13 protein-coding genes are annotated in these 10972 nt (G+C 70.3%); 2 read left to right on the forward strand and 11 right to left on the reverse strand.

The features are described 5' to 3' along the window. From G6048_RS42840 to G6048_RS42850, 3 genes are all read right to left on the reverse strand, one after another. The coding region (locus G6048_RS42840; protein ID WP_165345020.1) for a DUF1775 domain-containing protein at positions 1-527 on the reverse strand (527 nt) is incomplete at its 3' end. A gap of 145 nt (positions 528-672) precedes the next feature. Continuing rightward, entirely contained in the window at positions 673-1287 is a 615-nt protein-coding gene (locus G6048_RS42845) for a sigma-70 family RNA polymerase sigma factor (RefSeq protein WP_165345021.1), read from the reverse strand. An 82-nt stretch (positions 1288-1369) separates the two neighbouring features. Then, entirely contained in the window at positions 1370-2083 is a 714-nt protein-coding gene (locus G6048_RS42850; protein WP_165345022.1) for a hypothetical protein, read from the reverse strand. 233 nt (positions 2084-2316) lie between these two features. Between G6048_RS42850 and G6048_RS42855 the strand changes: the two genes are divergently transcribed. Beyond that, positions 2317-3375: a right-handed parallel beta-helix repeat-containing protein gene (locus G6048_RS42855; protein ID WP_165345023.1), complete on the forward strand. Its 1059-nt coding sequence runs from the start codon at positions 2317-2319 to the stop codon at positions 3373-3375. An 81-nt stretch (positions 3376-3456) separates the two neighbouring features. Continuing rightward, entirely contained in the window at positions 3457-4485 is a 1029-nt protein-coding gene (locus G6048_RS42860) for a methyltransferase (RefSeq protein WP_165345024.1), read from the forward strand. 84 nt (positions 4486-4569) lie between these two features. Here the strand turns inward: G6048_RS42860 and G6048_RS42865 are convergent, their stop codons facing one another. The 8 genes from G6048_RS42865 to G6048_RS42900 form a co-directional block, all read right to left on the reverse strand. Beyond that, complete coding sequence (locus G6048_RS42865) at positions 4570-4902, reverse strand: TcmI family type II polyketide cyclase (protein ID WP_165345031.1); 333 nt, start codon at positions 4900-4902, stop codon at positions 4570-4572. An 86-nt stretch (positions 4903-4988) separates the two neighbouring features. Next, entirely contained in the window at positions 4989-5468 is a 480-nt protein-coding gene (locus G6048_RS42870; protein ID WP_165345025.1) for an SRPBCC family protein, read from the reverse strand. 1 nt (position 5469) lies between these two features. Next, the gene (locus G6048_RS42875) at positions 5470-5727 is read right to left on the reverse strand and encodes an acyl carrier protein (RefSeq protein WP_165345026.1); all 258 of its coding nucleotides are present in this window, start codon (positions 5725-5727) and stop codon (positions 5470-5472) included. 39 nt (positions 5728-5766) lie between these two features. After that, on the reverse strand, positions 5767-7008 hold the full coding sequence (locus tag G6048_RS42880) for a ketosynthase chain-length factor (RefSeq protein ID WP_165345027.1): 1242 nt from the start codon (positions 7006-7008) through the stop codon (positions 5767-5769). After that, positions 7005-8270 carry a beta-ketoacyl-[acyl-carrier-protein] synthase family protein gene (locus tag G6048_RS42885; protein ID WP_165345028.1) on the reverse strand — a complete coding sequence of 422 codons (1266 nt, stop codon included), beginning with the start codon at positions 8268-8270 and terminating at the stop codon, positions 7005-7007. Before G6048_RS42885 ends, G6048_RS42880 begins: the two co-directional genes overlap by 4 nt. Further along, positions 8267-8743 carry a cupin domain-containing protein gene (locus G6048_RS42890; RefSeq protein ID WP_165345029.1) on the reverse strand — a complete coding sequence of 159 codons (477 nt, stop codon included), beginning with the start codon at positions 8741-8743 and terminating at the stop codon, positions 8267-8269. Before G6048_RS42890 ends, G6048_RS42885 begins: the two co-directional genes overlap by 4 nt. Before the next feature lie 102 nt (positions 8744-8845). Continuing rightward, positions 8846-9976, reverse strand: coding sequence for a SchA/CurD-like domain-containing protein (locus G6048_RS42895; RefSeq protein ID WP_165345030.1), 1131 nt, complete (start codon positions 9974-9976; stop codon positions 8846-8848). Between the two features lie 183 nt (positions 9977-10159). Then, positions 10160-10864: a class F sortase gene (locus G6048_RS42900; protein ID WP_408056226.1), complete on the reverse strand. Its 705-nt coding sequence runs from the start codon at positions 10862-10864 to the stop codon at positions 10160-10162. Between the last annotated feature and the right edge of the window lie 108 nt (positions 10865-10972).

Here is a 10972-nt window from a genome sequence, read left to right on the forward strand (position 1 = left end):
GCGGCGGGCTTCAGGTCCAGGCGGGGGGCGGGGTGACCGTGGCCGTGACCGTCCGAGCTGCCTTCTTCCTCAAGTTCGATCCAGCGGTCCACCTTGCCGTCGCTGTAGCTCTGCACGGTCTTGAAGACCAGCGACTTGGCGTCGGGCAACTGCCGTACGGTGACGACGTGTTCGGCGTCCTCCCCGACGGGGAGCTTCGGTCCGGCGACGGTGTAACCCCGGTCGGTGGCGGTGAACTTCCAGCCGTCCGGGCCCTCCTTGTAGGTGATGTCGCCGGGCGCGATGCCCTTGGGGAGGACCACCTCAAGCTTGCTGATTCCGGCCGAGGCGGACTCCGAGGCCGCGGAGAAGTTCAGCGCGACGTTCTGGTCGAGGGCCCGGGCGCCCTCCGCCTCGACGTCCGCATGGGCGGCGGCCGGCCCCGCGGTAGCGACGGCGACCGCGAACGCGGCTGCCGTGAGAGCGCCGAGGGCGCCGACTCGGCGCAGGCTGCGGGGAAGGGCAAGGGCATGGCTCGGGTGATGCACGGGGGCTCCTAGTAGCAGTGGTGTGGGGGGCTTGGTTCGGGTCTCCGGGGCGCCGCCGCCCGGCCCATGAGCCGGGCGGCGGCGGGCGATGCACGGGTTACGCGTCGTACAGGCTCGTACGAGTCATACGAGGTCGTACGGGTTATCAGGCAGCCGCCGCGGCCAGCGGCTCGTGGCCTTCGGCCTCGTACAGGGACTCGATCAGTGCGCTGCGGGCGCGGGCCACGCGTGAGCGCACCGTGCCGACCGGGCAGCCGCCGTACCGTGCCGCCTCCTCGTAGGACAGGCCCAGCATCTGGGTCAGTACGAAGGCCTCGCGGCGGTCGTCGGGCAGTGCGGAGAGGAGTTCCGCGAGGGCTATGCCGTCGTCGAAGCCGGGCAGGCCGCGCGGCTGGGCGAGTTCGGCCGCCGTCTGCCAGTTGTCCCGGTCCGACAGGCGGGGCCGGGCGGAGGCGTACCGGAGGTTGTCGACGACCGCGCGGCGCGCGATGGCCAGCAGCCAGCTCCGCGCCGAGGAACGGCCTTCGAAACGGTGCAGGCTGCCGAGGGCCCGCAGGAAGGTGTCCTGGGTCAGGTCGTCGGCGGCTTGCGGGTCGGCGCTGAGGTAGGTCACGTAGCGGCTGACGTCCCGGTGGAGGGCGCGGACGAACTTCTCGACGGCGTCCAGGTCACCGCCACGGGCGGCGAGCGCCCAGGACGTTATCGACTCGTCGTGCAGGCGGTCGGCGCTGGGTGCGCCGTGCAGGGCAGGAGTGAACACGTGTGTCCTCTTCGGGGTCCAGGAACCAGGCACGAGCACAGGGCTCGGCGGTTCCGGTGACTGTGGGTGGCTCCGGCTGTCGTCAGGCGACAGCGGGACCGGCGGGCGGACCCCGAGAAGTGATCGCGTATACGAGGAGGAGCTGCCGCAGCGCGTGAGCTGTACGGTCTCCGAGGGCGCGGACGCGCGGGCGGTACGGCGGCGCGGGCAGCAGCCGGAGCGGCAGCCGCAAGGGTGCGACGAGCCACCCGGCGAGGACCCGCAGGATACGGAAGACGGCGCGCTCACCGTGGGCCAGCCACAGTCCGCCCAGCAGGGCGGCGGCCAGGTGGGCGGCGAGCATGCTCGTGGTGGACATGCCGTCCATGAGGTGACCCGCGTGGGTCATGGACGAGTCCATGGAGGAGGTCATGCCCGCCATGTCATGGCTCATGGAGTGCGCGCCCGCCGACGCCTCGTGGGCGTGCGTGCCGTTCCCGGGAGGCGTGCACAGCAGATGGCGCACCCAACTCTCGGCGAGCGACGCCGAATCCGGCCGTACGACCGCCTGCGCGAGCGAGAACAACGCGTGCAGGAGCACCTGAGTGGCGACCGCGAGGGAACCGACCACGAACAGTCCGCGTTCCCGGCCGGCCAGGCCCCATGCCATGCCGCCCGCGGCCACGGCTCCGGCGGCCAGCGCCCAGCCGGGCACGGCGACACCGGAGGTCATCACGTGCCCCTGGACAGCGAACAGCACGCAGACGACCGCGAACATCGCGGCCCTCAGCGTACGAACACTCCGTCCAGCACTCATGGCGGCTTCATCCTTGCACCGGCAACTGGGCCGTCACAGCCCAATACGGACAACCACCGGGTGGGCCACTCAATCCAGTACGTGTGATCCAGGCCACTGGTGATCCAGGCCGCCGGCGATGCCGCTGTCCATGCCGTTGTCCATGCCACCGTCCAGGGCGCTGTCGGCCGGGACACGCCGCCGGATGGCGCATCCGTGCTGTGCGGCGGCAACTGGTACATAAAGTATGGAATATGACGAAACATAATATCGCCTACCTGGCGTGCGCAGCAGCGGTCATCGGGACGGGGCTCGGGGCCGCCCCGCCGGCTGCCGGCCATACGGTTCACGTGGTCGATCCGAGCGAGTCGATCCAGCGGGCGGTGGATGTCGCAGAACCGGGAGACACCGTTCTCGTGAGACCCGGCACCTACCGCGAGAGCGTCGCGATCAGCACACCCGGGCTCACGGTGCGTGGCATGGACCAGGGCGTCGTGATCAAGCCCAGCGCGAAGAGGGCCGCCAACAGCTGTGCCGCGGACGGCAACGGCATCTGTGTGGAGGGGACGACGAAGCGCAGAGTCGAGGACGTCACCCTCGACTCCCTGAAGGTGACCGGCTTCGCCAAGAACGGGGTGTACAGCGCGCGGACCGACCGTCTGACGGTGCGGAACGTGACCGCGACGAGGAACGGGGTGTGGGGCATCGCCCAGGAGAGTTCCGTGCGCGGTGAGTTCCGGTGGAACACCGCCCGGGACAACGGTGACGCGGGCCTGTTCCTCGCCAACACGGTCACGGCCGAGAACGGCGCCGCGGACAGCCGGGGAACGGTGGTGGCGCACAACCGGCTGGAGGGCAACCGCATCGGCGTCACCGTCCGGCGCCTGCGGAACCTCGGCGTCGTGGGCAACCACATCACCGGCAACTGCGCGGGAGTCTTCGTCGTCGGTGACGAGAACAAGCCGAAGGCCGGCGACCTGGCCGTACGGGACAACCACGTCGCGCGGAACAACGCGTACTGCCCGAAGACCGCACGGCTGCCCTTCCTGCAGGGCTCCGGCATCGTCCTGACCGGCGCCGAGGAGACCCTCGTCACCGGGAACGAGGTCTTCGACAACGTCGGCAAATCGCCGTTGTCGGGCGGCGTCGTCCTGTTCAAGAGCATGGTCGGCGTCACCAGCGAGCGGAACCGGATCAACGGCAACTGGCTGGAAGGAAACGCCCCCGCCGACCTCGTCAACACGGACACCGGCAAGGGCAACACCTTCGACGGCAACTCCTGCGGGGCGTCCAGGCCCGCGGGACTGTGCTGACCGGCCGGCCGTATCCATCGCATTCACGCATTCATCGCATTCATCCTCGGAAGAGAAGAAGTGAAGGAAGGGAAGCGGCACATGACGACCGCACAGACCGCCCCGCCGCCGTCCATGAGGCTGAGGGAGCTCGTGTTCGGAGCGGCATGTGCCGCCGCCCTCCGCGCAGCCGTCCGGCTCGGGGTCGCCGACGCTCTCGGGGACGAGCCCAGGAGTGTGGAGGATCTCGCGGGCGCGGTGAAGGCCGAACCGGGGCCGCTGCGACGGCTGCTCAGGGCCCTGTCCTGTTACGGCCTGTTCGCCGAGCGGCCGGACGGGACGTTCGCGCATACCGACATGTCCCGGCTGTTGCGCGAGGACGACCCGCACAGCCTGCGCCACATCTCGCTGTGGTGCACCGAGCCATGGACCTGGGACGCGTGGCCCAGGCTCGACGAGGCGGTACGCACCGGACGGAACGTCGTCGAGGACCTGTACGGCAAGGAGTTCTTCACCTACCTCAACCAAGACGCCCCGGAATCGGCCGACGTCTTCAACCGGGCCATGACGACCTCCAGCGTGCAGTCCGCGCGGGATGTCGCCGACTTCCTCGACCTGTCGAGGAGTTCATCGGTGGCCGACATCGGGGGCGGGCAGGGGCATGTGGTGGCAAGCCTGCTGGAGAAGTACCCCTCGATGCACGGCGCACTGCTCGATCTGCCGCGCGTGGTGGACAACGCCGACCCACGGCTGCGTGCGGGCGGTGCGCTCGCGGACCGGGTGCGCGTCCTGGCCGGGGACTGCCGGGTGGCCGTTCCGGTCAGGGCAGACGCGTACATCATCAAGAACATCCTGGAGTGGGACGACGACAGCACCGCCCGGACCCTGCGCAACGTCATCGAGGCAGGCGGGCCGGGGGCGCGGGTCGTGGTCATCGAGAACCTCGTCGACGACACGCCGTCGATGCGGTTCAGTACCGCCATGGACCTGCTGCTGCTCCTCAACGTCGGCGGGGCCAAGCACACCACTGAGAGCATGACCCGGCGGCTGACCGACGCGGGGCTGGTCATCGGCGACGTACGACCGGTCAATCCGTATCTGCACGCGTTCGACTGCACCGTGCCCGGGTGATCAGCGCGTTCCTCGAACCTACGGCCGCCGGGCCCGCGGCAGACTGACTGTCGCGGGCCCGGCGGCCGTTCGGCGTGGTGCGGTTCAGGCGGTGGGGTCCCGCTCCCAGCGGTAGAAGCAGTGGGCCATCGCGTCCTTCGGGGAGCGCCAGGTCGCGGGGTCGTACGCGGTGACATACGCCGACAGGCGCTCGCTGATGTCCCGGAACTCGGGGTGTCCTGCCAACTTGGCGATGGCCGGGCCGGGGTCCTGTTCGGACTCGATGAGGTGCATGTACACCTCGCCGAACTGGAAGAGGCTGCGGCGGGCGACTCCCACGAGATGCGGCAGCTCGCTCCGGTCGGACTCCTCGAAGACCTTGGCGATGTCGGGGGCCGACCCCGGCAGCATCCGGGCGACGATCAGGCTCTGGTGCATGGACGGGGACTTGGACTGGTGCATGGACTTGGACTTGGGCTGGTGCGTGGACTTCGACTGGGGCATCGACCTGTTCTCCGTCCGGGTCAGTCGGTCAGGGACGGCACGGGACGGTGTTCCGCGGCGGCCTTTTCGATGTGGTCCCGGATCAGGGCCATCTGGACCTTGGAGTTCTTGTTGATGTTGGCCGTCATCCAGGCGTCGTCGACCGGGGCGTCCGGCTTCATCGCGAAGTCCTGCGTCCACACCATCCGGGTGCCCTCGGGCACCTTCTCGTACTGCCAGCGGATGTTCATGTACGCGAAGGGGCCGGTCTCGACGCGGCGGGCGCGCACGCTGAGCGCGTCGCGGTCCGTCTCCCGCTCCGAGACCCAGCTCCAGACGGTGCCGTTGTCGTCGGGCTTCATGGTCAGCCGGAAGGTGGTCTTGTTCCCCTCCTGGGAGAGGATCTCGACGGAGGCGTACTCGCTGAACAGCTGAGGCCAGTTCGCCACGTCGTTGGTCATGTCCCAGACCAGGTCCAGCGGGGCGGCGATGGTGATGTCGTTCTCGGTGTGTCCGGTCATGTCACGCTCCTGCCACGAGGGCACCGTTGACGAGGTCGAGGAACTGCCGCGGGGTCTTGCAGCGCTCCGCGTCGGGAGGCAGCGGGGTGCCGTACCGCTTCTCCAACTCGCCCACGACGCCGAGCAGACCGAGCGAGTCGATGCCGAGGGCGTCGAAGCCGGAGTCGCTGCGCTCCTGCAGTTCGCCGGGGGCGACGGTGACTCCGGCTGCCTTTTTCATGAGTTCGGACAGCTCTTCCACGGTGATTGGCTCACTCATGCGCTTCTTCTCCTTAGCTCGATCCTTTTGGTCGTTCGCCTACGGGGTGCCGCGCCGCAGTACGAGCGCCGAGTTCGACCCCATGAGGCCCCGGCTGATGATCAGCGCCGTGCGTAGCTCGGCGGCGCGGGCCCGGCCGGTCACGAGGTCGAGGTCATGGCAGACGTCGAAGACGTTGGGGGTGGGCGGGATCAGGCCGTGCTCCATCGCGAGCACGGCCGCCGCGGCGTCCAGCACGGACGCCGCGCAGTAGCCGCGGCCGATACCCGTCTTGGGTGCGGTGACGGGTACGCGTCCGCCGTGCGCGCCGAGGGCGTCGGCGATGGCCAGGGCCTCGGCACGGTCCGCCTCCGGTATGCCGAGGGCGTCGGCGAACACCACGTCGATCTCGCCGGGAGCGCAGCCCGCCTCCTCCAGGGCGCCGCCGATGGCCCGGGTGAGCCCGTGCCGGGACTCGGCCCAGCGGGAGGCGCCGGTGAACGTGGCCGCGTGTCCGGCGACGGTGGCCCGTACGCTCGCGCCCCGCTCCCGGGCCGCGCGCTCGTCCTCCACGACGAGCATGGCGCCGCCTTCGGCGGGCACGAATCCGCAGGCTTCGGCGGTGAACGGGCGGTAGGCGCGCGCCGGGTCCTGAGCGGTGCTCAGTTCCCGGTAGCCGAGCTGGCAGACCATCGAATAGGGGGCCAGCGGTGCCTCGGTCGCACCGGCCACGATCACATCGGTGCCGCGCCGCGCGGCCCGCGCCGCGTGCGCGAGGGCGTCCAGGCCGCCGGCCTCGTCGGCGGCGACGACGGAGCAGGGGCCCTTGAAGCCGCGGCGGATGGAGATCTGGCCGGTGCTGGCGGCGTAGAACCAGGCGATGGACTGGTACGGGCCGACGTACCGGCTGCCCTTCCCCCACAGTTGCTGCAGCTCGCGCTGCCCGAACTCGCCGCCGCCCGAACCCGCCGCGGTGACCACGCCCACGGAGAACGGCGCCTGACCGGTGTCGGCCTGGCCGAGGCGGGCGTCGTCCAGCGCGAGGTCGGACGCGGCCAGCGCGAAGTGCGTGAACCGGTCGGTCTGCACGAGGTGGCGCTCCTCGACCGCCTCCGAGGGCTCGAAGTCCCGTACTTCGCCGGCCACCCGCAGTGGCAGGTGCTCACAGCCTTCGCGGGTGACCCGGTCGAGGACGCTGATGCCTTCCTGAGTGGACTTCCAGAAGGACTCGGTGCTGGGTCCGTTGGGCGCGATCACACCGATTCCGGTGACGGCCGCACGCCGTGGCTGCGGTTCGCTCATCGTGCCTCCCTTGGCCGGGTCAGGACCACCGCGGACTGGAAGCCGCCGAACCCGCTGCCCACGGAGAGCACGTTGCTGAGTCTCCGCTCGCGTGCGACGCGCGGGACGTAGTCCAGGTCGCACTCCGGGTCCGGGGTCTCGTAGTTCGCGGTGGGCGGTACCACTTGGTGGGTCAGGGCCAGCACACAGGCGACGAGTTCGATCGCCCCGATCGCGCCGAGGGAGTGGCCCACCATGGATTTGATGGAACTCATGGGGATGTCGTACGCGTGCTGTCCCAGGGCTCGTTTCACCGCGGCGGTCTCGTGCCGGTCGTTCTGCTGGGTGCCCGAGCCGTGTGCGTTGACGTAGTCGATCGCGGTGCCGGCGAGCCCCGCGTGGCCGAGGGCGGACTCGATCGCCCGGGCCATCTCCAGGCCCTCCTTGGTCAGGCCGGTCATGTGGTAGGCGTTGCCGAAGGTGGCGTAGCCGCTGAGCTCGCAGTACACGTGGGTGCCGCGGGCCAGGGCGTGCTCGAGCTTCTCCAGGACGAGTACGGCGCTGCCCTCGCCCATGACGAACCCGTCACGGTTGGCGTCGAAGGGCCGGGAGGCATGGGCGGGGTCGTCGTTGTTCGCGGACGTGGCCTTGATGGCGTCGAAGCAGGCCATGGTGATGGGGGAGATCGGCGAGTCCGAGGCGCCGGCTATGCAGATGTCCGCCCGGCCCTCCCCGATGGTGTGGAAGGCGTAGCCGACCGCGTCGAGGCCCGAGGTGCAGCCCGTGGAGACGGTCTGCACCGGCCCGCGCGCCCCGAACCGCTCCGCCACCGCCGAGGCGAGCGTGCTCGGCGAGAACGCGCGGTGCAGATGCGGGCGGGCCTCCCCGTGGTCCACGTCCCAGCGCTGTCCGCGGTGGCTGACCAGGACGTAGTCGTGCTCGAGGCGGGTGGTGCCGCCCACCGCGGTCCCGAGCGAGACCCCGACCCGCCAGGGGTCCGCCCGGCCGAGGTCCAGCTCGGCGTCGCGTATCGCCTCCTCCGCGGCGACCAGGGCGAACTGGACGTACCGGTCGGAGCGTGCGATCTGCTCCGCGTCCAGCCCGTGGGCCGCCGGATCGAAATCGCACTCGGCGGCTATGCGCGAACGCAGCCCCGCCGGGTCGAAGAAGGTGATGCCCCGGGTCGCGGTACGCCCGCCCGCCAGGAGATCCCAGAACGCCGGTGCACCGATGCCGCCCGGGGCGACGACACCTATGCCGGTGACCGCCACGCGCCCGGTCATGAACCGACCTTGCGCCGGTCGGCAGTCCGGCCCCCACTCGCGCCGGCCCTCTCCGGCGCCGACGCGACGGCGCCGCGCTCCTCGGCGTCCGTCCCCTCGGTGTCGACGTGACCGAGCGGCGGGCTCGGCGCCAGCGGACCGAGGTGGAAGACGAGGCGTGCCTCCGCCTTGCCGACATTGCGGAAACGGTGCCGCATACGAATGGGGATCATGAGCCCCTGCTCGGGCCGCAGCGGAACGGGGTCGCCGTCCAGGTCGACCTCCAGCTCCCCGCAGAGGACGTACACGAACTCCTCGGAGTACGGGTGGTAGTGCTCACCGATGCGGTCGCCGGGCTGCACGATGGCCACGCCCATGAAACCGCTGGTGGAGCCGACCGTAGAGGGGGTGAGCATGGCGCGGAGATCGCCGCCGCGCCGGGTGTTGGGCTCAACCTCTCTGAGATCCACGATTCTGGGACGGGGATTGATCACGACGTTGCTCCGATCGTGTGCTGTGCCGACCTCAGAACCGGTCGGCATGAGGGGCCGTGGTCGCCGCGACCCGCGTGGTGGACGGATCAGGCTTCGGTCGAGTCAGACTTCGGGCGAGCGGCGGTCGGTGACGAGGTCCATGCGGGCCAGGCCGATGAGCCGGTTGAGGTCCGTGTCAACGGCCTTGTCCACGAGCGTCGTCAGCTCGGCCGCCGGGCCGGGGTCCGGGAGGCCGAGGGCCAGCACCGGGTCGGCGGCCTCGAGGCCGCCGAGCACGTCGATCAGCCGGACCACCACGTCGCCGCGCTGGAAGATCGTGCTGCGCAGCACGGGGCTGTACGGACTGCCCGCCGCCGCTTCGTCCTGCCGGGCCAGCAGTTCGGCCAGCCGCATGCCGAGGCCGGGCCGCGCCGGGTAGTAGAGGGCATGCCGCTCGGCCTGCGGGTCGTCCTGTTCCGCCGTCACATGGTGTACGGCGGGCAGCGCGGCCCGAGTGAAGAAGACGCGGGCCGACTCGGGGTCGTCGAGGTCCCGGTCCTGCTCCAGGTGAGGGTTGATGGCCTCCTCCACGGCCCGTACCTCGGGCTGCCGGGCGACATGACGCAGCGCGGTGAGCAGGTCGCCCCGCACCTCGATGGCCCGCACGACCCGGTTGCCGTGCATGAACAGGGACGTACGGCACAGCCGGGTGGTGTCGTCGACCCTCGGTGCGGGCGAGGCGTAGTCGGCGAGGATCTTCGCGACGGCAGCCTCACTGCCCGGCTTCACCGTGAAGGTGAGCGCGTGACGAATCACCCCGTCACCGATCCGCGGCGCGGCCTGCAGACGGCGCTTCGCGGAGGTGGCCTCCGCCGGGCCACCGGTCTCGCGTACGACATGGAAGCGAAGCGACCTGGTGTCCCGGACACAGCTGTGCAGCGGCTCCACCATCCGGACGTGATCCTCGCTGTTCACCCAGGCGAGGAACGGCGGAGCACTCTCCCACTCACTGGTGATGAGCCACTGGGAGGGGTTCTCGATCGACTGGCACAGCTGGTCGCTGACATGCCCGGGAACGGACGCGACCTGGTTGCACAGCTGCTCGTACGCCTCCAGGAACTGCTGCTGGGCTCCTTCGTGTACGTCCACCAGCAGGACGACACGAAGCCGGGAGCCGTCGAACACGGACTGGGAGACACGCTGCGGGACTTGGCGTGTCAGCCGTTCTGAAGCAGGTGCGGACGTGGTGGTCATCCTGCTCACATCTCCTTCGCGGGCAGAGGTGGACGTCGGCCGCGGTGCTGCGACATCGGCGTGCCTCGATCCTGTGTCCGTCCCCGGAAGCGCGCGACTGGTATGGACTACGCGAGTGATAGGCCATGCGGGAGCCCCGGCTGCCAACTGCGCTGCGGTGGCCGGGGCTTCGAATACCAGGGTTCAGACGAGATGGGCGAAGATCACCAGGTTCTCCGGGTAGTCCCTGGCGGAACGGTCGTAGACACCCGCGCACGTGATGAGCCGTACCTCGGCCCGCTGCGCGTCGCCGTAGACACGATCGTTGGGGAACTTGTCCTTCTCGAAGGTCTCCGCACTGTCGACCACGAAGGACGCCCTGCGCCCGTCGGCCCGCGCGACGTGGAAGACATCTCCCTTCTTCAGTTCACGCAGTCGCGCGAACACGGCCGCGGAGGTGGTGGTGTCGACGTGCCCGGCGATGACCGACGTGCCCAGCTCGCCGGGGGAGGCCCCCTTGGCGTACCAGCCGACGAGGTTGGTGTCGTTGTCGGGCGGGGCTTCGAGCTGCCCGTTGGCGTCGGTGCCGAGGGGGGTGAACGGGGCGTCGACCAAGATCTTCGGAATATGGAGGCGGGTGGGCCGCGAGCGCGGCAGCTGCTCTTCCGGCTTCACCGCCTGGGGAGGCGTCTGGGGCGTGGACGTCTCCGCCTGGGGCGCGGCGGGCGGCGCCTGCTGAGCTGTCGGCGGCGGCAGCACGGACCGTTGCGGCGCCCCGGGAGACGAGCCGTCGCCGTACAGGGCGGCTGCCAGAACCACGAGGACCGCGACACACACCATGGTCAGGGCGGTACGGAACCGGTTCTCGGCCGGGGGTGGGGCGTCGCCGGGGGCCGCCGCCACGGACATCGGCCGGGTCAGCGGGAACAGGGAGGTGATCGCGGCGAGGGGCAACCCGACGGCGAACGCGGAGAGTTGGGAGTCCAGCGGCCCGGTCCCGTTCCGCGGACCGAAAGC

Origin of the sequence: Streptomyces ureilyticus (genome assembly GCF_011045025.1) — a bacterium.
GTDB classification, from domain to species: domain Bacteria; phylum Actinomycetota; class Actinomycetes; order Streptomycetales; family Streptomycetaceae; genus Streptomyces; species Streptomyces ureilyticus.

Coding starts and splice junctions, on each gene's coding strand:
- G6048_RS42875 (WP_165345026.1), bottom strand. CDS start 5,727: ATGAGTGAGCCAATCACCGTGGAAGAGCTGTCCGAACTCATGAAAAAG.
- G6048_RS42900 (WP_408056226.1), bottom strand. CDS start 10,864: ATGTCCGTGGCGGCGGCCCCCGGCGACGCCCCACCCCCGGCCGAGAAC.
- G6048_RS42850 (WP_165345022.1), bottom strand. CDS start 2,083: ATGAGTGCTGGACGGAGTGTTCGTACGCTGAGGGCCGCGATGTTCGCG.
- G6048_RS42870 (WP_165345025.1), bottom strand. CDS start 5,468: ATGACCGGACACACCGAGAACGACATCACCATCGCCGCCCCGCTGGAC.
- G6048_RS42860 (WP_165345024.1), top strand. CDS start 3,457: ATGACGACCGCACAGACCGCCCCGCCGCCGTCCATGAGGCTGAGGGAG.
- G6048_RS42880 (WP_165345027.1), bottom strand. CDS start 7,008: ATGAGCGAACCGCAGCCACGGCGTGCGGCCGTCACCGGAATCGGTGTG.
- G6048_RS42855 (WP_165345023.1), top strand. CDS start 2,317: ATGACGAAACATAATATCGCCTACCTGGCGTGCGCAGCAGCGGTCATC.
- G6048_RS42885 (WP_165345028.1), bottom strand. CDS start 8,270: ATGACCGGGCGCGTGGCGGTCACCGGCATAGGTGTCGTCGCCCCGGGC.
- G6048_RS42895 (WP_165345030.1), bottom strand. CDS start 9,976: ATGACCACCACGTCCGCACCTGCTTCAGAACGGCTGACACGCCAAGTC.
- G6048_RS42865 (WP_165345031.1), bottom strand. CDS start 4,902: ATGCACCAGAGCCTGATCGTCGCCCGGATGCTGCCGGGGTCGGCCCCC.